The 20286-nt window shown below is 75.1% G+C and carries 15 protein-coding genes; 11 read left to right on the plus strand and 4 right to left on the minus strand.

Features of this window, described 5'->3' with window-relative positions; all coding sequences use genetic code 11:
• Window positions 1-41: 41 nt before the first annotated feature.
• Complete coding sequence (gene hemW, locus AB0C78_RS40355; RefSeq protein ID WP_360758753.1) at window positions 42-1250, plus strand: radical SAM family heme chaperone HemW; 1209 nt, start codon at window positions 42-44, stop codon at window positions 1248-1250.
• Here the strand turns inward: hemW and AB0C78_RS40360 are convergent, their stop codons facing one another.
• Window positions 1251-2075: a DUF3097 domain-containing protein gene (locus tag AB0C78_RS40360; RefSeq protein WP_360758756.1), complete on the minus strand. Its 825-nt coding sequence runs from the start codon at window positions 2073-2075 to the stop codon at window positions 1251-1253.
• 187 nt (window positions 2076-2262) lie between these two features.
• Between AB0C78_RS40360 and hrcA the strand changes: the two genes are divergently transcribed.
• The 3 genes from hrcA (at window position 2263) to AB0C78_RS40375 (ending at window position 5231) form a co-directional block, all read left to right on the plus strand.
• A complete protein-coding gene (gene hrcA, locus AB0C78_RS40365; RefSeq protein WP_360758758.1) occupies window positions 2263-3273 on the plus strand; it encodes a heat-inducible transcriptional repressor HrcA in 1011 nt (336 codons plus the stop codon).
• Entirely contained in the window at window positions 3274-4410 is a 1137-nt protein-coding gene (dnaJ, locus tag AB0C78_RS40370) for a molecular chaperone DnaJ (protein ID WP_151538406.1), read from the plus strand.
• An 89-nt stretch (window positions 4411-4499) separates the two neighbouring features.
• Complete coding sequence (locus tag AB0C78_RS40375; protein ID WP_360758760.1) at window positions 4500-5231, plus strand: 16S rRNA (uracil(1498)-N(3))-methyltransferase; 732 nt, start codon at window positions 4500-4502, stop codon at window positions 5229-5231.
• A gap of 37 nt (window positions 5232-5268) precedes the next feature.
• On the opposite strand, the gene AB0C78_RS40380 is transcribed toward AB0C78_RS40375, so the two are convergent.
• Window positions 5269-5973 carry a hypothetical protein gene (locus AB0C78_RS40380; protein ID WP_360758762.1) on the minus strand — a complete coding sequence of 235 codons (705 nt, stop codon included), beginning with the start codon at window positions 5971-5973 and terminating at the stop codon, window positions 5269-5271.
• Entirely contained in the window at window positions 5970-6512 is a 543-nt protein-coding gene (locus tag AB0C78_RS40385) for a SigE family RNA polymerase sigma factor (RefSeq protein WP_225991330.1), read from the minus strand. The genes AB0C78_RS40380 and AB0C78_RS40385 overlap by 4 nt, the downstream gene beginning before the upstream one ends.
• A gap of 345 nt (window positions 6513-6857) precedes the next feature.
• On the opposite strand from AB0C78_RS40385, the gene AB0C78_RS40390 reads away from it, so the two are divergent.
• The 5 genes from AB0C78_RS40390 to AB0C78_RS40410 all read left to right on the plus strand — a co-directional run bounded on the left by AB0C78_RS40390 (window position 6858) and on the right by AB0C78_RS40410 (window position 14264).
• On the plus strand, window positions 6858-7202 hold the full coding sequence (locus AB0C78_RS40390; protein ID WP_360758764.1) for a histidine triad nucleotide-binding protein: 345 nt from the start codon (window positions 6858-6860) through the stop codon (window positions 7200-7202).
• A gap of 236 nt (window positions 7203-7438) precedes the next feature.
• Window positions 7439-8512, plus strand: coding sequence for a PhoH family protein (locus AB0C78_RS40395; protein WP_360758766.1), 1074 nt, complete (start codon window positions 7439-7441; stop codon window positions 8510-8512).
• Entirely contained in the window at window positions 8509-8988 is a 480-nt protein-coding gene (gene ybeY, locus AB0C78_RS40400; protein ID WP_151538411.1) for an rRNA maturation RNase YbeY, read from the plus strand. The genes AB0C78_RS40395 and ybeY overlap by 4 nt, the downstream gene beginning before the upstream one ends.
• The gene (locus AB0C78_RS40405; protein ID WP_360758768.1) at window positions 8985-10271 is read left to right on the plus strand and encodes a hemolysin family protein; all 1287 of its coding nucleotides are present in this window, start codon (window positions 8985-8987) and stop codon (window positions 10269-10271) included. Before ybeY ends, AB0C78_RS40405 begins: the two co-directional genes overlap by 4 nt.
• Window positions 10272-10622: 351 nt before the next feature.
• A complete protein-coding gene (locus AB0C78_RS40410) occupies window positions 10623-14264 on the plus strand; it encodes a protein kinase (protein WP_360758770.1) in 3642 nt (1213 codons plus the stop codon).
• Between the two features lie 51 nt (window positions 14265-14315).
• Here AB0C78_RS40410 and AB0C78_RS40415 read toward each other — a convergent pair whose 3' ends face one another.
• Entirely contained in the window at window positions 14316-14648 is a 333-nt protein-coding gene (locus AB0C78_RS40415) for a cytidine deaminase (RefSeq protein WP_360758772.1), read from the minus strand.
• 109 nt (window positions 14649-14757) lie between these two features.
• Between AB0C78_RS40415 and AB0C78_RS40420 the strand changes: the two genes are divergently transcribed.
• Window positions 14758-16890, plus strand: coding sequence for an MMPL family transporter (locus AB0C78_RS40420; protein WP_360758774.1), 2133 nt, complete (start codon window positions 14758-14760; stop codon window positions 16888-16890).
• A gap of 77 nt (window positions 16891-16967) precedes the next feature.
• Window positions 16968-20282 (plus strand): BTAD domain-containing putative transcriptional regulator, encoded by a 3315-nt coding sequence (locus AB0C78_RS40425; protein ID WP_360758776.1) that lies wholly within the window; start codon window positions 16968-16970, stop codon window positions 20280-20282.
• Window positions 20283-20286: the final 4 nt, after the last annotated feature.

The raw sequence follows: 20286 nt of genomic DNA on the forward strand, positions 1-20286 counted from the left end.
AGAGGTGCGGACCATCCCGTTGCGGGCGGCAGACTGTGGGGGTGCCCTCTACGCTGCCCGATGGTGACCCCGTACCCGCCGACGGTGCGCTGCCCGGCAGCGCGCTGGAGGGCCTGGGCGCGCGGCCGTTCGCGTTCTACGTGCACGTGCCCTTCTGCGTGACCCGGTGCGGGTACTGCGACTTCAACACCTACACGGCCACCGAGCTCGGCCCGGGCGCGAGCCGCGACTCCTACGCGGACACCGCGATCGCCGAGGTCCGGATGGCCCGCAAGGTGCTCGGTGACGCGGACCTTCCCGTCCAGACGGTCTTCGTGGGCGGCGGTACACCGACCCTCCTCGCGCCCGACGATCTCGGACGCGTCCTCGCGGCCATCGACGCCGAGTTCGGGCTCGCGCCGGGCGCCGAGGTCACGACGGAGGCCAATCCCGAATCGGTGGACGAGGCCTACGTGGCGAAGCTCCGCGAGGTCGGTTTCACGCGGGTCTCCTACGGCATGCAGAGCGCGCGCGAGCACGTCCTAGCCGTCCTTGAGCGGTCGCATACGCCGGGCCGCGTTCCCCAGGTCGTCGAGTGGACGCGCAAGGCGGGCTTCGAGCACGTCAACCTCGACCTCATCTACGGGACGCCGGGGGAGACCGACGACGACTGGCGCGCGTCCCTGGAGGCGGCCCTCGCCTGCGAGCCCGACCACGTGTCCGCGTACGCGCTGATCGTCGAGGAGGGCACCCGCCTGGCGGCGCAGGTGCGCCGCGGTGAGCTCGCCGCCCCCGACGACGACGCCATGGCCGACCGCTACCTGATCGCCGACGAGCTCCTCGGCGCGCACGGCCTGCGCTGGTACGAGATCTCGAACTGGGCCTCGTCCCCGGAGGCCGCCTGCCGCCACAACCTCCTGTACTGGACGGGCGCGGACTGGTGGGGCGTCGGCCCCGGCGCCCACAGCCACGTCGGCGGGACCCGCTGGTGGAACGTCAAGCACCCCGCCGCCTACGCCGCGCGCCTCGCCGAGGGCACCACGCCCGCGTACGCGCGCGAGGTCCTCGACGCCGGCGACCGCCGCATCGAGCGGATCATGCTCGAGCTCCGCCTCGCGGACGGCTGCCCGGCCGATCTCCTGGACGACGCCGCCGTCCGCCGCGCCATCGCCGACGGCCTCGTCGACCCTGCCGCGTACGAGCGGGGCCGCGCCGTCCTCACCCGCCAAGGCCGCCTCCTCGCCGACGCCGTCACCCGCGACCTGACCTGATCAGGACTGTGCCGGCGCGGTCACGAAGTCGATCAGCTCCTCGACGCGGCCGAGGAGGGCCGGTTCGAGGTCGGTGTAGGTGGTGACGGAGCCGAGGATGCGCTTCCAGGCCGCGCCCGTCTCGCAGTTCCAGCCGAGCGCTTCGACGACGCCCTCCTTCCACGGGAGGCCGCGGGGGACGCGGGGCCAGGCGGGGATGCCGACGGCGGCGGGCTTGACGGCCTCCCAGATGTCGATGAACGGGTGGCCCGTCACGAGCACGTGCGGGGACGAGACCCGCGCGGCGATCCGGCTCTCCTTGGAGCCCTCCACGAGGTGGTCGACCAGCACGCCGAGGCGGCGGCCCTCCTCGGGCGCGAACTCCTCGACGATCGCGGGCAGGTCGTCCACGCCCTCGAGGTACTCGACGACGACGCCCTCGACGCGCAGGTCGTGCCCCCAGATCTTCTCGACCAGCTCGGCGTCGTGGAGGCCCTCCACGTAGATGCGGCTCTCCTTGGCGACCTGGGCGCGCAGCCCCCGCACCGCGATGGACCCGGACGCCGAGCGGGCCGGCGCGGCGGGCGCCGCGGCGGGCCGGACGAGCGTGACCGGCTTGCCGTCGATCAGGAACCCGGCCTTGGTGAGGGGGAACACGCGGCGCTTGCCGAACCGGTCCTCCAGCGTCACGCCGAACTTGTCGCAGGCCACCACGGCGCCGCAGAAGCCGCTGTCGGGATCCTCGGCGACCAGGCCCGGCTCGGCCGGGATCTCCGGGATCTGCCCCTTGCGGGGGCGGCGCCAGTCGCCGGCGAGGACGTCGTCTCCGTAGTTCTTGCTCCGCACGGTTCCGCACACTAACGGCCGGGATAAGATCGCGCAGCCGCGCGCGGCCCGGCGGCCTGCCGCGGCCCCCGGAACGTCCCCTCGGGGCCGTACACTTGGCACTCGGAAGTACGGAGTGCCAGCAAGGCCCTGTCGGCGGTATATCTGGACGTGAGGACCTGTGGAAGGTGCAGAAGGAGGTGACCGGGTGCTGGACGACCGGAAGCTCGCGGTGCTGCGCGCCATAGTCGAGGACTACGTCTCCACGAACGAGCCGGTGGGCTCCAAGGCGCTCGTGGACCGGCACAACCTCGAAGTGTCCTCGGCCACCATCCGCAACGACATGGCGGTGCTGGAGGAGCAGGGCTACATCGCCCAGCCGCACACCAGCGCCGGGCGGGTCCCCACCGACAAGGGGTACCGGCTGTTCGTCGACCGGCTGTCGACGATCAAGCCGCTGTCGGTCGCCGAGCGCCGGGCGATCGAGACGTTCCTGTCCGGCGCGTACGACCTCGACGACATCGTCGGCCGCACCGTCCGGCTGCTCGCGCAGCTGACCCGCCAGGTCGCGGTGGTGCAGTACCCGTCGCTGACCCGCTCGTCGGTGCGGCACGTGGAGCTGGTCCCGGTCGCCGAGGGCCGGCTGCTGCTGGTGCTGATCACCAACACCGGGCGGGTGGAGCAGCGCGTCATCGAGACGGGGAAGATCTCCGAGGAATCCGTCGGGCACCTGCGGGCGTTGCTCAATACATGCCTGGACGGGCTGGGCTTCGGCGACGTGCCGTCCGCCGTCGCGGACCTGCCGGACAAGGTGGGCCCGGACGAGCGGCCGGTGGCCGCCGCGGTCCTGTCCGTCCTGCTGGAGACCCTCGTCGAGAACCACGAGGAGAAGATCGTCTTCGCCGGCGCGGCGAACCTGGCCGCCGTCGACTTCTCGCCGAGCCTGCGGGAGGTGCTGGTGGCCCTGGAGGAACAGGTGGTCCTCATGCGGCTGCTCGGCGAGACCGGCGACTCCTCTACTCTTACGGTGCGGATCGGCACCGAGAACCCCGATGAGGGGCTCCGTTCGACCTCGGTCGTCGCAGCCGACTACGGCGTCGGCGACCTCACGCTGGCCCGGCTGGGCGTACTCGGGCCGACACGCATGGATTACCCCGGCACGATGGGAGCGGTACGGGCAGTGGCACGCTACGTGGGACAGATCCTGGCGGGGTCGTAAGTGGCCAACGACTACTACGCGACCCTCGGCGTCCGCCGGGACGCCAGCGCCGACGAGGTCAAGAAGGCGTACCGGCGGCTCGCGCGCGAGCTGCACCCGGACGTCAACCCGGACCCGGAGACGCAGGAGAAGTTCAAGGAGATCACCCAGGCCTACGAGGTGCTCTCCGACCCGAAGAAGCGCGAGATGTACGACCTCGGCGCGGATCCGTTCGCGCCGGGCGGCGCGGGCGCGGGCGCCGGCGGGTTCGGCGGCGCCGGGTTCCCGTTCAGCGACATCATGGACGCCTTCTTCGGCACCGCGACGTCCCGGGGCCCCCGCTCGCGCGCGCGCCGGGGCCGGAACGCGACGCTGCGCGTCGAGCTGGACCTGGCGGAGACCGCGTTCGGCACGACCCGCGAGCTGTCCATCGACACCGCGGTCGCCTGCACGACCTGCGAGGGGACGGGCTGCGCGCCCGGCACCCACCCGGAGACCTGCGAGACCTGCCACGGCCGCGGCGAGGTGCAGCAGGTGCAGCGCTCGTTCCTCGGCCAGGTCATGACGGCCCGGCCGTGCCCCGCCTGCGGCGGGTTCGGCTCGGTGATCCGGCACCCGTGCACCGAGTGCTCGGGCGACGGCCGGGTCCGCACCCGGCGCACCGTCAAGGTCAAGATCCCGGCGGGCGTGGAGAACGGCATCCACATCCAGCTCGCCGGCGAGGGCGAGGTCGGCCCGGGCGGCGGCCCGCCCGGCGACCTGTTCCTGGAGATCGCCGAGAAGCCGCACCCGATCTTCGAGCGGGAGGGCGACGACCTGCACTGCACGGTCGAGATCCCGATGACCGCCGCCGCGCTCGGCACCAGCGTCACGATCGAGACGCTGGACGCCGCCGAGGAGGTCGACATCAAGCCCGGCACCCAGTCCGGCCAGGTGATCACGCTCTACAACCGGGGCGTGCGGCACCTCAACGAGAGCGGCCGCGGCGACCTGATGATCCACGTGAACGTGGAGACGCCGGGCAGGCTCGACGAGGAGCAGGAGGAGCTGCTGCGGCGGCTCGCCGCGCTGCGCGGCGAGGAGCGCCCGCCCGGCAAGTTCGCGCCGGGCCAGCGCGGCATGTTCTCCCGCCTCCGGGACGTTTTCAACCAGCACTGAAGAGCCACCGCGGCGGCCTACCGCGAGGGCCGCGACGGCACGCCGCCGGCCCCGGGCGGGCCCGCCGCGGGTGGTCCGGGGGGAGGGCCATGAGTCCGCCGGTGTTCCTCGCCGACCCGGGCCGGCTGCGCGCCGACCGGGTCGTCCTGGACGGCGCCGAGGGGCGGCACGCGGCGACCGTGCGGCGGCTGCGGCCCGGTGAGCGGGTCGACCTGACCGACGGCGCCGGGCTGCTCGCCGAATGCGTCGTCGCGGCGGCCGACAAGGCGTCCCTGACCCTGGACGTGCTGTCCCGCCGCACGGACCCGGCGCCCGCGCCGCGGCTCGTGGTCGTGCAGGCGCTGCCGAAGGGTGACCGCGGCGAGCTGGCCGTGGAGACCATGACCGAGGCCGGCGTCGACGAGATCGTCCCGTGGGCGGCGGCCCGGTGCGTGACGCAGTGGCGCCCGGAGCGCCGGGAGAAGGCCCTCGGGCGGTGGCGCAACGCCGCCCGCGAGGCGGCGAAGCAGGCGCGCCGCAGCCGGCTGCCGGACGTGCCGGACCTCGCGTCCACCGCCGACGTCGCCGCCCGGATCGCCGCCGCGTCGCTCGCGCTCGTCCTGCACGAGGACGCCGAGGAGCCGCTGAGCGGCGTGCGGCCGCCCGGAGCCGGGGACATCGTCCTGGTGGTCGGCCCGGAGGGCGGGATCGCCGACGAGGAGCTGGAGCGGTTCGCCGCGGCGGGCGGGCGCCTCACCCGGCTCGGCCCGACCGTGCTGCGGACCTCGACGGCCGGGGTGGCCGCCGCGTCCGTGCTGCTGGCCGCCACCGGCCGCTGGTGACCCGCCGCCGGCGGGACCGGGCGGCGGGCCGGGCGGGCTAGGGCGCGGAGGCGCCGGCGCCCTGGTCGGCGGTGGTGGCGGGAGCGCTCGTGGCCGGCGGCGTCGGCTGCTCGGTCGGCTGCGTGGGCGTCGTCGGCGGCGGCGTCGTCGGGGTCTGCGTCGGCGTCGGGCTCGTCGTGGGGCTGCCGCTCGGGCACGGCGAGGCGGACGCCTTCGCCGGCTTCTTCGACGCCCCGGACGACGTGGACGTCTTCGCGCCGCCGGCGCCGACGGACCCGCACGGGGTGGGGCTGGACGAGGCCGACGGGGACGACGACGCCGACGCGGACGCCGAACCGGACGTGCCGAGCTGCGACGGCGTCGGCGCCCCGGGCTGCAGCGGGCGGCCCTGCGAGTCGACGTGGTCGCCGGTGTGATCGTCGTGGTCGCTCCCGGACGGCCCGTTGTTGCCGACCGAGTGCTGGATGAGGTCGATCGTCTGCGGCGCGGTCACGCCGAGCCCGGCGATCGCCACGGCCGCGGCCACGGCGAGCGCGGGCCGCGCCCAGGTGAGGGCGAACCGGTCCAGCCCGTACCAGGCGGTGCCGAACCGTTCCAGGCCGAACCAGCGCCGGCGGCGCGGATCGGCGATCCGGGCCCGGATGCGCTCCAGGCCGTCGTCGGCGGGTGTGACCGAGTCCGCCTCCGCGTGCAGGGCGCGGCGGAGGATCTCGCCGTGCTCGTCGTGGGGGTCGGTGGTCATGAGAACTGCTCCAGGACGTTGCGTAGCGCGGTCATGCCGCGCGCCGTATGGCTCTTCACGGCGCCTCGGGAGATCCCCATCGCGTTGGCGATCTCCGCTTCGGACAGATCGGCGTAGTAGCGCAGGACGAGCGCCTCCCGCTGGCGTGCGGGGAGCCGGGAGAGCGCGTCGATCACCGCCGAGCGTTCCAGTTCGCCGATCGCCCCGGCCTCCGCGCTCGGCGCGTCCGGCAGCCCCTTCGGGGCGTACTTCTCCACGACGGCGCGGTGCCGCAGCACCGATCGCGACCGGTTGACCACGGACTGGCGCAGGTACGACAGGGCCTTGTCGGGGTCGCGCAGGCGGCGCCAGCCGCCGTGCATCGCCACGAACGCGTCCTGGACGACCTCTTCGGCGGTCCCGGAGTCGCGCACGAGCATGGCGGCGAGACGCACGAGCGAGCGGTAGTTGGCGCTGTAGAGCGCGGTCACCGCCTGATCGGCGTCCCAGGCGACGGCCACGGCCCCCGCCGTTCCCCTGGCCACGAGGGTCTCGGTCACGTCAGTGGGACGCGCACCCTCGCCGTTGGGTTTACGAAAGGGCATGTTCTTGAGGACCTCGGTCACCTATCCGCCGCCTTCACCGTCCCCCGGCCGCCTTTCGGACGGGCCTTGCGGACCGGCATCGAATCGGGTGTCCCCCACCCGCGCGAAGACGCGGCAACGCCCTCGGACCGGGGGGTACGCCCTGAGTTGACAACCTTAACCAGTGGCCGGTCGGAATGCGGCTCGACAACCGGAGATCGACGCCGGAAACATTAGCGATCTTGGGGCGTCGCGGACCATCCCCGCACCGGTCTCGATAGGATCTCGGAACGCGGCCGCGGCCGCCGTGAGGGGAGACAGATGACCGACTGCCTGTTCTGCAAGATCGTTTCCGGGGACGTGCCCGCCAAGGTCGTCCGGGACTCCGCGCGCGTCCTGGCGTTCCGCGACATCAACCCGCAGGCGCCCACGCACGTGCTGGTCATCCCCAAGGACCACCACCCCACGGCCGCCGAGCTCGCCGCCGCCGACCCGGAACTGCTGGCCGAGGTGCTCGGCGAGGCGCACCGGGTCGCCGTGGACGAGGGCATCGACGGCACCGGCTACCGGATCGTCTTCAACACCGGCGCCCAGGCCGGCCAGACGGTCTTCCACGTGCACGCACACGTGCTGGGCGGGCGTGGCCTGAACTGGCCGCCCGGCTGACCGGACCGGACGCCGCCGGACGCCGCCGGACGCCGCCCGGCCGAGGGGGTCCCGCCGAGGGGCGGCCGCCCGGGCCGTCCCGGCGACGCGGAGACCGGGTGCGGGGAAGAGACGCGGAGACCGGGTGCGGGGAAAAGCGGCGGCGTTCCGTCGGGGCCGCCCAGTACCATGGAAACGCAACCCAGGACACCCGGAGCGAACAGAAGGCAGGTCGGAGAGGCCGCAAGGCCCGGCTGATGGTCGAATCAACTCACACGAGGTCAACTCGGACGGGGCGTGACGACGGCGCGCGCTCCCAGATCAAGATCGTGGTGCCGGACGACCATTCGATGGTGAGCCTGCTCGGCTCCCGGGACGAGCTGCTGCACGCCGTCGAGCGCGCGTTCGGCAGCGCCGTCGACGTGCACGTCCGCGGCAACGAGATCACCGTGACCGGCCCGGAGGGCGAGACCGACCTCGCGTCCCGGCTGTTCACCGAGATGCTGGAGCTGCTCAAGAACGGCACCCAGCTCACGCCCGACGCGGTCGAGCGCAGCCTCGCGATGCTGCGCGGTGAGGGCGGCGAGCGCCCGGCGGAGGTCCTCACCCTGGACGTGCTGTCCAGCCGGGGCCGCACCATCCGGCCGAAGACGCTGAACCAGCGCCGCTACGTCGACGCGATCGACAAGCACACGATCGTGTTCGGCATCGGCCCGGCGGGCACCGGCAAGACCTACCTGGCGATGGCCAAGGCCGTCCGCGCGCTGCAGGACAAGAAGGTCAACCGGATCATCCTGACGCGCCCGGCGGTCGAGGCGGGCGAGCGGCTCGGCTTCCTGCCCGGCACGCTCTACGAGAAGATCGACCCGTACCTGCGGCCGCTGTACGACGCGCTGCACGACATGGTCGACCCCGACTCGATCCCGCGCCTGATGGCCGCCGGCACCATCGAGGTCGCGCCCCTCGCCTACATGCGGGGCCGCACCCTCAACGACTCGTTCATCATCCTCGACGAGGCGCAGAACACCTCGCCCGAGCAGATGAAGATGTTCCTCACCCGGCTCGGGTTCGGGTCGAAGGTCGTCGTGACCGGCGACGTCACCCAGGTCGACCTGCCGAACGGGCAGCTGAGCGGGCTCCGCGTCGTTCAGGACATCCTGGAGGGCGTCGAGGACATCCACTTCTCCCGGCTGGACAGCCGCGACGTCGTCCGGCACAAGCTGGTCACCGACATCGTCGACGCCTACAACCGGTACGACGAGACCCGGGTGCCGGAGTTCAAGCAGGGCGCGAACGGCCGCGGCGCGCCGCGCAAGCGGGGGCGGCAGTGAGCATCGAGGTGCTGAACGAGTCGGGCGCCGCGGTCGACGAGAAGGGCATCGCCGCCCTCGCCCGGCACGTCCTCGACGGCATGCGCGTCCACCCCCTCGCCGAGCTGTCGATCCTCTTCGTCGACGAGGCCGCGATGACCGAGCTGCACGAGAAGTGGATGGACGAGCCCGGCCCCACCGACGTGCTGTCGTTCCCGATGGACGAGCTGCGCCCCGGCCACATGTCCGGCGGCGCAGACGAGGACGGCGAGACCGACCCGGGCCTGCTCGGCGACGTCGTGCTGTGCCCGTCCGTCGCCGAGAAGCAGGCGAAGGAGGCGGGGCACGCCACCGAGGACGAGCTGGAACTGCTGTGCACGCACGGCATCCTGCACCTCCTCGGCTACGACCACGCCGAGCCGGAGGAGCACAAGGAGATGTTCGGCCTGCAGGCCGGCCTGCTCGCCTCCTGGCGGGAGGAACGCGGCCGCCGATGAGCACCGCCCAGGGGTGGCTGTCCGCCCTGGCGGTGGGCCTGGTCCTGATGGCGGGCCTGCTGGCCGGCGCGGAGACCGCGCTCGCCCGCGTCTCGCGGGTCACCGTCGAGGAGCTCGTCCGGGAGAACCGGCGCGGCGCCGGCAAGCTCGCCGAGGTCGTCGCCGACCCGGCCCGCTACGTCAACATGGTCCTGCTGCTGCGGATCGGCTGCGAGCTGGTCGCCACCGTGATCGTCGCGGACCTGTGCATCTCCTGGCTGGACGAGACGTGGCGCGCCTACGTCGTCGCCGCCGCGATCATGATCGTGGTCAGCTACGTCGTGATCGGGGTGGGGCCCCGCACGCTCGGCATCCAGCACGCCGGCCGGATCGCGCTGGCCGGCGCCGCCGTGATCCACCCGGTCACCCGGGTGCTCGGGCCGCTGCCGCGGCTGCTGATCGCCCTCGGCAACGCCCTCACCCCGGGCCGCGGCTTCCGCGAGGGGCCGTTCGCGTCCGAGGCCGAGCTGCGCGACCTCGTCGACCTCGCCGAGCAGCGCAGCCTGATCGAGCCCGACGAGCGGCAGATGATCCACTCGGTGTTCGAGCTGGGCGACACCCTCGTCCGCGAGGTGATGGTGCCCCGCACCGACATCGTGTTCATCGAGCGCGGCAAGACCCTGCGGCAGGCGATGTCCCTCGCCCTGCGCAGCGGCTTCTCCCGCATCCCCGTCGTCGGCGAGAACGAGGACGACGTCGTCGGCATCGCCTACCTGAAGGACGTCGTCCGCCGCAGCCAGGAGAACCCGGCCGGCGAGGCGGTCGAGACCGTCGGCTCGGTCATGCGCGATGCGACGTACGTCCCGGACAGCAAACCGATCGACGAGCTGCTGCGCGAGATGCAGGCCCGCCAGATCCACCTCGCCGTGGTGATCGACGAGTACGGCGGCACCGCCGGCCTCGTCACCATCGAGGACATCCTGGAGGAGATCGTCGGCGAGATCACCGACGAGTACGACCGGGAGATCCCGCCGGTGTCCTGGCTCGACGACGGCGCCGCCCGCGTCACCGCCCGGCTCCCCGTGGAGGACCTCGCCGAGCTGTTCGACGTCGAGCTGGACGCCGAGGAGGTCGAGACCGTCGGCGGCCTGCTCGCGCACGCCCTCGGCCGCGTCCCGATCGAGGGCTCCACCGCCGAGGTCGGCCCCGCGGACGGCGAGCCCCCCGTCCTGTCCCTGAAGGCCGAGACGATCGCCGGCCGCCGCAACCGCGTCGGCACCGTCCTCGTCCGCCGGCTGCGTTGATCCAGGGGGGCGACCCCCTGGAACCCCCGTCACGGTCGGCAGGCCGTTTCCCGCTCCGCTGGCGCTCCGCGCGAAACAGCCTGCCGACCGGCGGGCGGGCCCGCTGCGCTCGCTGCACTCGCTCCGCGTGCCCGCCCGTGACGGGGGCTGGGCTTCGAACTGCTGGGGTTTGACCTCCGGAACCCACCGCGCGACGGCCAGGCCCGTGACCTGTGGCTGAGGTTCGAGCTGCTGGGGCTGACGTCTGAATCTCGTTTTGGGTGACCGGTCAGTGTGCTTTTTCCTGGAATCGGTGGGGGTGCAGGCTGTTGGGTGGTCGGGTGACGGCTTCGGTGGGAGGGGTGCGGTCCGGTGGCGGATGAGGACGTTGCGCTGGTCTGGCGGCCCGGTGAGGTGATCCTGGGGCTGTACGAGGTCCGCGACGTGATCACCAGCGGCGGGATGGGGGTGGTCTACCGGGTCCTGCACCGCGGGTGGAACGTCGAGCTGGCGGTGAAGGTGCCCCGGCCCGATCTCGTGGCGGCGGGACGGGGGCTGCGGGAGTTCGAAGCCGAGGCGGCGACGTGGGTGGGCCTCGGCGCGCATCCGAACACGGTGAAATGCGTCTACGTGCGGACCCTCGGAGGCGTTCCGCGGGTGTTCGCCGAGTGGCTGGACGGGGGCAGCCTCGCCGACGCGGTGCGGGACGGGCGCCTGTACGCCGGCGGCAGGCGGGCGGCCCTGCGCCGCGTCCTGGACGTCGCGGCCCAGACCGCGCGGGGGCTCGAGCACGCGCACCGGGCCGGGCACGTCCACCAGGACGTCAAGCCCGCGAACGTGCTGCTGGACGGGGACGGGACGGCCAAGGTCACCGACTTCGGGCTGGCCGGGGCGCGTGCCGCCGCGGGGGAGGACGTCACCGTTCCGCCCGGCGCGAGCTTGCTGGCCGGGTACGGGGGGATGACCCCGGCGTACTGCTCGCCGGAGCAGGCCGAGGCGGCCGAGCGGATGCGGGAGTCCGGCGGGCCCCGGCCGAAGCTGACGCGGGCGACCGACACGTGGTCGTGGGCGCTGACGGTGCTGGAGATGTTCGTCGGGCATCCCCCGTGCCCGGCCGGGCAGGTCGGCGCCGAGGTGTTCGCCGCGTTCGCCGAGGCCGGCGCCGAGGCCGCGGCGTTCGCGGGGGAGACCGACGAACGGCTCGACGCCATCCCCGCGATGCCCAGCGGCCTGGTCGCCCTGCTGCGGGACTGCCTGGCCCCGGCGCCGGGGGATCGGCCCAGGGACATGGGCCGGATCGCCGACGCCGTCGCGGAGGTCTACGCCGAGGCCGTCGGCGAGCCCTACCCCCGGCCGGAGCCGCTGACGGCCGTACGGCTGGCCGACGAGCTGTCGAACCAGGCCCTGTCGATGCTGGACCTGGGACGCGGCGACGAGGCCGAGGCGCTGTGGCGGCGCGCCGCCGAGGCCGACCCGCGCAACCCGCACGTCGCCTACAACCGGGGCCTGCATCTCTGGCGCACCGGCGAGCGGACCGACGCGGAGGTGGTCGCCGATCTGGAGGAGGTCCGCGCGGCGCATCCCGGGGAATGGGAGCCGGCCTATCTGCTGGGCCTGCTGCATCTGGAGCGCGGTGATCCGGAGGCCGCCGAGGAGGCGCTGCTGGCCGCCGGACGGGCCGCCCCGGACGTCCCGGAGGTCACCGTCGCGCTGGAGCGGGCGGGCGCCGTGCCCCGGCTCGGCGCGCCCCGGGTCCTGAAGCGGCACGGCGGGCCTGTGAACGCCGTGGCGTTCAGCGGCGACGGCCGGTTCGGCCTGTCGGCGGGCGAGGACGAGAAGGTGCACGTGTGGGACCTCGCCCGGCGCCGGTTCCGGATGCCGGGCCGGGGCGGGCCGCGCCGCGTCCGGACCCTGAGGACGCCGGGAGCCGAGTACGGTGTGCGGGCGATCTCGGTCGACGCGCAGGGCGAACGCGCGGTGTTCGGCGGGCACGACGGCCCCGCGCAGATCTGGGACCTGCGCGCCGGACGGCTCTCCCACGAGCTGACCGCCGGTCCGGGAATGGACGTCAGCGGCCCCGGAGGGCTCATCGGGGCGCTCATCGGCGGCTCCCTGCCGTACCTCCCGACCGTGGACGTGGCGATGAGCGCGGACGCGCGCCTCGTGGCGACCGTGCACGGCGACGGGGCCGTCCGGGTGTGGGACGCGTCCACCGGACGGTGCCTGCGGCGGCTGGCGGACGGGCACGGCACGTCCTACGCCCACTTCGCCTCGGTGCACGTCGACCGGGACGGCGAGGTCGCCTTCGGACGCGACGCGGAGACCGGTGTCGCGCACGCGTGGGACACCCGGACGGGTGGGGTGCTGCGCACGTTCGGCGAAGCGTCCTTCATGGCCGCGATGAGCGCCGATGGCGGGACGGTCGTCACGCAGGAGGGAGCTGACCACCGGGCGCGGGTGCGGATCTGGGATGGGGAGTCGGGCCGGGAGGTCCGCAGCGTGAACCGTCCGGGCGGCCTCGGGGACGAGTTCGCCGTGAGCGGCGACGGGCGTTACGCGATCTGCTGCGACCAGAACGCCATGGAGCTGTGGGAGCTCGGCACGAAGCGGCGCCTGCGCTCCTGGCCGACATCGGAGCGGGCGATGGTGGCGGCGCTGAGCCCCGACGGGCGCCGCGCCCTCATCGGCGACGACGAGGGCGAGGTCGCCCTGTGGGACATGCCGGTGCCGGGACCCGCGGCGCCCTGGAGCTACCCGCTCCCGCGCGAGGCCGCCGACCGGCTCCGCGAGGACGAGGTCGTGGACCGGGCGCTCGACCGGACGGCGGAGTTGATGGCCGAGGGGCGGTCCGCCGCGGCCGCCGATGAGATCCGCCGGGCCCGGGCTGTTCCCGGTTACCGGCGGCACCGCGTGCTGCTCGATCGCTGGCAGGACGTGGCGCGGGACGGGCGGCGCGCCGCGCTGTCGGACGCGTGGGCCCGCGACGCCCCGGCGATCGTGGGCGAACGCCGCGTCCCGCCCGTGACGGGTCACGGCGGCCTCCTGGTGCTGACCGGCGGCGAGGACGGGACGGTGCAGGTCTGGGACCTGGCGCGGGGCGAGCGGCGCCACGCGCTGGCGGGACACGAGGGTCCGGTCCACAGCCTCGCTCTCGTGGGCGATGGGCCGCTGGCGCTGTCGGGCGGCCGGGACGGCACCGTCCGCGTCTGGGACGTGGAGTCGGGTGCCGCCCTGCACGTGCTCGACGGCCATCGCGGCGAGGTCACCGTGGCGGTGAGCGCCGACGGCCGGGTCGCCGCTTCAGGCGGGGAGGACGGCGCCGTCCGCGTATGGAACCCGGAGACCGGCGAAATCGTCTGCCGGCTCGCTGAACGGCACAGCACCGGGATCAGCCGGCTCCTGTTGAACGGCGACGGAAGCCGCGTCGTGTCGACCGCGTCGGGCGACCACTGGGCCCCGCACATCTGGGACGCCCGGACCGGAAACCGCCTGCACGTCCTGCCGCACGATCACGGCAGCGGATGGGGCGCCGACGCGCTGGCGCTGAGCGGCCGCGGGGACGTGCTGCTGTCGGGCCATCAGGACGGGACCGTGGGCGCGTGGGACGTCCGGAACGGCAAGGCGCTCCACACGATGACCGGCCACGGCGGCTCCGTGCGGAAGGTCGCGGTCTGCGCCGACGGCACGCGGGGCCTCTCGCTGGGCGCCGACGCGACGGCGCGGATCTGGGACCTGCGCTCGGGCGAGGGCCTGCCCGTCCCCGGCGCCGAAGGCGTGGACGCCTGGTTCGCCGCGATCGCCGCCGACGGCCGCTTCGCCGTCACCGACGGCCGGGACGACCAGGTGAGGGTGTGGGACCTCCGTACCGGCGAGTGCCTGCGCGTGCTGGGCCGCCACGACGCCTCCGTGGCGGGCCTCGGCCTCAGCGGGAACGGCCGCGTCGTGACCTCGCTGGACCACAACGGCGTCGTCCGCGTGTGGGAACTGGACTGGGAGTTCGACTTCTCCCGCTAGCGGCCTTACTCGCCGCACCCGCCGGGGCCGCACCCGCCGCGCCGGGCGCGTTCAGACGGTGGTGCGCAGGTCGCCGTTGGGGGCGGCCACGAGGACGGGGGCCTTCGGGCCGAGGTCGCGGACGGCGGCGACGTCGGCCGGGTCGGCGGTGCCGGCGGCGGTGACGACGGCGGCGGCCTCGAGGTCCTCGGCGCCGCTGGACACGGCCATCGCGACGGCGACCTTGAGGGCCGACAGCTTCAGCGACGGCAGGTCCACGCTCGTGGCGGAGTAGGTGCGGCCCGTCTCGTCCCGCACGGCGGCGCCCTCGGCGGCGCCCGCGCGCGCCCGGGCGGACCGGGCCAGGGTGATGATCTTCGCGTCCTCGGCGTTCAGCTCGCTCACGCCCCCAGCGTACGGGCTCGCCGGTGACCGCAAGTCACCGGCAACCGGGCGGCAAGCGGGCCGGGCGAGCCTGGGCGGTGTCGGATTCACACCGTTCTGGGGGAGGGCCATGTCCCGCCTGCTCTACCGCCTCGGCAAGGCAGCGGCCATGCGGCCGTGGCGGTCCGTCGTCGTCTGGCTGGTCCTCGTCGGCGCGATGGCCGGTCTCGCGGGCGTCGCCGGGGGCGCGCTGCACGACGACTACACGCAGTCCGGGAGCGGCTCGCAGAAGGCGAGGGACCTGCTGGAGGAGCGGTTCCCCGCGCTGTCGGGCGCGGACGCGCGGGTCGTCGTGCACGCGAGGACCGGCCGGGTCGATCCGGGGGCGCTGGCCGCCGCGGGGGCGCGGCTCCGCACGCTCCCGCACGTCAGCGCGGTGGATCCGGCGCTGCCGAGCCCGGACGGGCGGACCGCGCTGCTCACCGTCCGGTACTCGGTGCAGGTCACCGACCTCGCGCCCAAGGAGACCGTGGACCGGCTGAGGTCGGCGACGCGGAACCTGGACGCCGCCGGCTACCAGATCGAGTTCGGCGGCCAGGTACCGGAGAACGTGACCGCGCCGGGCGGCGTCGCCGAGGGCGTCGGGATAGTGGCCGCGCTCGTGGTCCTGTTCCTGGCGTTCGGGTCGGTGGTGGCGGCGGGGCTGCCGCTCGCGGTCGCGCTCGCCGGGCTCGGGGCCGGCGTGTCCGGGGTGACGCTGCTCGCCGCGTTCACCGACGTGTCGACGACCGCGCCCACGCTGGCGGTCATGGTGGGCCTCGGCGTCGGGATCGACTACGCGCTGTTCATCCTCACCCGGCACCGGGAGGGGCTGGCCGAGGGCCTGGACGTGCCCGAGGCGGCGGGACGCGCGATCGCGACCGCCGGCCAGTCGGTGATCTTCGCCGGGTTCACCGTGCTGCTGGCGCTGTGCGGGCTGGTGCTGTCGCGGAACCCGGTCTACATGACGATGGGGTTCGCGACCGGGCTCGTCGTGGCGTTCACCGTCGCGAGCGCCGTCACGCTGCTGCCCGCGGTGCTGGGCCTCGCCGGACGCCGGGTGCTGCGCCGCCGCGACCGGGCCCCCGGCGCGACGGTCCACGCGGACTCGCCGCGCGTGCGGCGCTGGGCCGAGCACGTCGGGCGCCGCCCGTGGGCGTGGCTGCTCGCCGGGCTCGTCCTGATGATCACGCTGGCGGCGCCCGCGCTCGGGATGCGCACGTGGCCGAGCGACGCCAGCAGCGAACCGGAGTCCAACACCGTCCGGCGCGCGTACGACCTGGTCGCCGACGGCTTCGGCCCCGGCGCCAACGGCCCGCTGATCGTCGCCGTCGACCTGCGGAAGACCGGCGCGGGCACGCTGCCCGCCCTGCGGGACCGGATCGCCCGCACCGACGGCGTGGTGAGCGTGACGCCGCCGCAGCTGTCGCCGGGACGTGACGCCGCCGTCCTCGTCGCGACGCCGCGGTACGGGCCGCAGGACGAGCACGCGCCCGCGGTCGTCGACCGGATCCGCGCGCACGACCTGCCGCCCGGCGCGGAGATCACCGGCCTCACCGCCGCGTACGTGGACCTGTCGCGCTCGCTGTCGGACCGGCTCTGGCCGATGATCGGCGCCGTCGTCGCCACCTCGTTCGTGATGCTGATGCTCGTCTTCCGGTCGCTGGTCGCGCCGCTGAAGGCCGCCGCGATGAACCTGCTGTCGATCGGCGCCGCCTACGGCGTGCTCACGGCGGTGTTCCAGTGGGGCTGGGGAGCGGGCCTGCTCGGGCTCCCGCACGGCGTGCCCGTGTCGTCGCTCATCCTGCTGCCGATGTTCGCGGTGCTGTTCGGGGTGTCCATGGACTACGAGGTGTTCCTGCTGTCGCGGGTCCGGGAGGAGTGGCTGCGGCACGGCGACGCGCGCGGTTCGGTGTCGTCCGGGCTGGCCGCCACGGGCCGGGTGATCAGCAGCGCCGCGCTGATCATGGTCGCGGTCTTCCTCGGCTTCGCCGCCGACCCGGGCCTGGTCATCAAGCAGATGGGAGTGGGGCTCGCCGTCGCGGTCGCGCTGGACGCGACGGTCGTCCGGCTGGTGCTGGTGCCCGCCGCGATGGCGCTGCTCGGACGGGCGAACTGGTGGCTGCCGAAACCGCTCGCCCGCGTCCTGCCCGAGATCGGCCCGCACGGCTCCACGGACACGGCGGACGCCGGGCGCCAGCGGGAGCCCGCCCCGGCGCGCTAGCACCGCCGAGGTGGTGATCCCACCGGAGCGGTAGGGGATCACGGCGGCGGTCACGGCCCGGTTAGGCTGATCGGGCCATGACCACCGCCGTCCGCGTCCTCGGGGCGTTCGCCGTGCACGTCGCGGGCGCGCCCGCCGACCTGGGCGGCCCCCGCCGGCGCTCGGTGCTCGCGCGGCTCGCCGCCGCGCACGGCCGGATGGTCCCCGCGGACCGGCTCGTCGAGGACCTCTGGGCGGGCACCGCCCCGCCGCGCGCCGCCGCCGGCCTCCAGTCGTTCGTGTCGCACCTGCGGCGCGTCCTCGAACCCGGCCGCCCGCCCCGCACGCCCGCCCGGATCCTGGTCACCGAGCCGCCCGGATACGCCCTGCGGCTGCCGGACGGCGCCGTCGACGCCTGGCGGTTCGACGCCCTGATCGACGGGGCCGCGCGGCTCCTCGCCGCCGGCGACCCGGCCGGGGCGCGCCGCGACGCCGAGGCGGCGCTGGCCGAGTGGCGCGGCCCCGCCTACGCCGAGTTCGCCGCGCTGCCGTGGGCCGCCGCGGAGGCCGCCCGGCTGGACGAGCGGCGCCGGCTCGCCGTCGAGCGCCGCGCCGAGGCGATGCTCGCGCTCGGCGCCGCCGCCGAGGCCGTCCCCGACCTGGAGGCGCACGCCGCCGGCCACCCGCTGCGCGAGGAGGCGTGGCGGCTGCTGGCCCTCGCCCTGTACCGGGCGGGACGGCAGGGCGACGCGCTCGCCGCGCTCCGCCGCGCCCGCGCCGCCCTGATCGACGAGCTCGGCGTCGACCCCGGCCCGGCCCTGCGCGACCTGGAGGCCGGCATCCTCGCCCAGGCCCCCGACCTCGGCGGCGCCGCGGAACGGCCCGCCCCGTCCGTCGTGCGGACGGCGCCCGCCGAGCCGTCCGGCGCCGCGTTCGTCGGCCGGGAACGGGAACTGGCCATGCTGGACGAGGCGGCCCGCCAAGCCGGCGCGGGGCGCGGCACCACCGTCCTCATCAGCGGTGACGCCGGCATGGGCAAGACCGCCCTCACCGAACGGTTCGCCCGCCTCCTCGCCGGACGCGGCTGGACGTGCGCCTGGGGGCGCGCGCCGGAGACCGGAGGAGCGCCCGCCGCTTGGCCCTGGGCAGAGCTGCTCCGCGACCTCGCCGCCACCGCCCCGCCGCCCCCCGGACTGGCCGGCCGCCTCGCCCCTCTCCTCGACGACGCCGCGACCGGGGACGCCGGCACCGACGTCAGCGCCGGCCGGTTCCGCCTGCACCTCGCCGCCGGCGACTACCTCGCCGGGCTCGCCGAAGCGACGCCGCTCCTGCTCGTCCTCGAAGACCTGCACTGGGCCGACGAGGAGACCCTCGCGCTGCTCACCCGCCTCGCCGGGCGGCTCCGCGACCACCGCGTCCTGCTCGCCGCGACGTTCCGGCAGACCGAGGTCCCGGGCGCGCTCGCCGCCGCGCTCGCCACCCTGGCCCGGCACGAGCCCGCCCGGATCGAGCTGCCCGGGCTGTCGGCCGCCGAGGTCGCCGCGCTCGTCCGGGCCGTCTGCGCCACCGGGCTCGGCGACGCGGAGCTGACCGCCATCGCCGAGCGGACCGGCGGGAACCCGTTCTTCACCCGCGAGACGGCGCGGCTCCTCGCCGCCGAGGGCCTGCCCGCCGCCACCCGCCGGGTGCCCGCCGGCGTCGGCGACGTGCTGCGCCGCCGCATCGCCCGGCTCCCCGAACCCGCCCGGGCCGTCCTGCGGGACGCCGCCGTCGCCGGCCGCGACGCCCGCCTCGACGTGCTCGCCGACCTGTCCGGCGACGAGGACGCCGTGCTCGACGCCGTCGAGGCCGCCCTCGCCGCCGGACTGGTCACCGAGCCCGCGCCCGGACGCCTGCGGTTCGCGCACGCCCTCGTCCGCGACACCCTCTACACCGGCCTGTCGAGCGCCCGCCGCGCCCGCCTGCACGGCCGCGTCGCCGCCTCCCTCGAACGGCGCGGCCCCGACGAGGTCGCCGCCATCGCGCACCACTACCTCGAGTCCGGCACGGCGCCCGACCGGGCCGTCCGGTACGCGCGGCTCGCGGCGGCCGCGGCCGAGGCCCGCTACGCCCACCGCGTCGCCGCCGACCTGTGGGTCCGCGCCGCCGACACGCTGCGCGCCCAGGGCGGCGCCGCCGACCGCGAACGGCTGGAGACCGAGGTCGCCGCGATCCGCGCGACCGCGCTGGCCGGGCAGGTCGTCGACGCCCGCGACCGGCGCCGCCGCGCCATCGCCGACGCCCGCGCGCTCGGCGACGTCCGCCTCCTCGCGCGGATCATCGCCGCCTTCGACGTGCCGACCCTGTGGACCAGCCGCGAGTACGGGATCCTCGACCGGGACGTCATCGAGGCGACCGAGCACGCACTCGCCGGCCCGCCCGGCGACGACCCCGCCCTCCGCGCCCGCCTCCTGACGACCCTGGCGATCGAACTGGAGGGCGAGCAGGACGACCGCGGCGCCACGGCGGCCCGCGAGGCCGTCGAGACCGCCCGCGGCCTCGGCGACCCCGCCCTGCTGGCCGCCGCGCTCAACGGCGCCTACCTCAACGGGTACCGCTCCGCCGGCGGCCTGCACGACCGCCGCCGCATCGCCGCCGAACTCCTCGCCCTCGCGACCGAGCACGACCTCCCCGGCTACCTCGTCCTCGCCCACCTGCAACTCCAGCAGACCGAGGTCGCCTCCCTCGACCTCGCCGCCGCCCGCCGCCACCTGGACGAGGGCCACCGCCTCGCCGAGCAGTACGGCCTCCCGCTGCTCGCCATGATCGCCGAATGGTACGGCGGCCTCGCGCACACCTTCCGCGCCCGCTACGACGAGGCCGAACGGGTCTACACCCAGGTCGGCGGCGCCATCGGCCGGACCGGCATCTGGAGCAGCGAGCGCGGCATGATGCTCGTCGGCGCGTTCTGCCTGCGGTACGTCCAGGGCCGCGCCGGCGACCTGGTCGGCGAGACCGCCTGGCTGCGCGAGCGGTGGCCGCACGTCGCCGCGACCGCCGACATCCACGCCCTGGCGCTCGCCTCCGCCGGCCGCGTCGACGAGGCCCGCCGCGCCGTCCCGGCCGACGCCGGACCCGTCCGCCGCGACTACTTCTACGACCTCGTCATGGCGATCCGCGGGCGCCGCGCCATCGCGCTCGGCGAGCCCGGCCTCGCCGCCCGCGCCTACGAGGCGCTGCTCCCGTACGAGGGCCACGTCACCGGCGGCGCCACCGCCGTCGCCACCATCGGCCCCGTGGCCGCCGTCCTCGCCGACCTCGCCCGCTTCCTCGGCCTCCCCGACGAGACCGCCGCCGCCCACGCCCGCAAGGCCGCCGAGGTCACAGCGGTTCTCACCCAGGGGGACGACCCCCTGGAACCCCCGCAGCGTTGACCCA

The sequence above is a fragment of the Actinomadura sp. NPDC048394 genome, assembly GCF_040651755.1.
Classification (GTDB): domain Bacteria; phylum Actinomycetota; class Actinomycetes; order Streptosporangiales; family Streptosporangiaceae; genus Spirillospora; species Spirillospora montaniterrae.

Coding starts and splice junctions, on each gene's coding strand:
- AB0C78_RS40375 (WP_360758760.1), top strand. CDS start 4,500: ATGAGTCCGCCGGTGTTCCTCGCCGACCCGGGCCGGCTGCGCGCCGAC.
- AB0C78_RS40405 (WP_360758768.1), top strand. CDS start 8,985: ATGAGCACCGCCCAGGGGTGGCTGTCCGCCCTGGCGGTGGGCCTGGTC.
- AB0C78_RS40425 (WP_360758776.1), top strand. CDS start 16,968: ATGACCACCGCCGTCCGCGTCCTCGGGGCGTTCGCCGTGCACGTCGCG.
- AB0C78_RS40390 (WP_360758764.1), top strand. CDS start 6,858: ATGACCGACTGCCTGTTCTGCAAGATCGTTTCCGGGGACGTGCCCGCC.
- AB0C78_RS40395 (WP_360758766.1), top strand. CDS start 7,439: ATGGTCGAATCAACTCACACGAGGTCAACTCGGACGGGGCGTGACGAC.
- AB0C78_RS40380 (WP_360758762.1), bottom strand. CDS start 5,973: ATGACCACCGACCCCCACGACGAGCACGGCGAGATCCTCCGCCGCGCC.
- AB0C78_RS40420 (WP_360758774.1), top strand. CDS start 14,758: ATGTCCCGCCTGCTCTACCGCCTCGGCAAGGCAGCGGCCATGCGGCCG.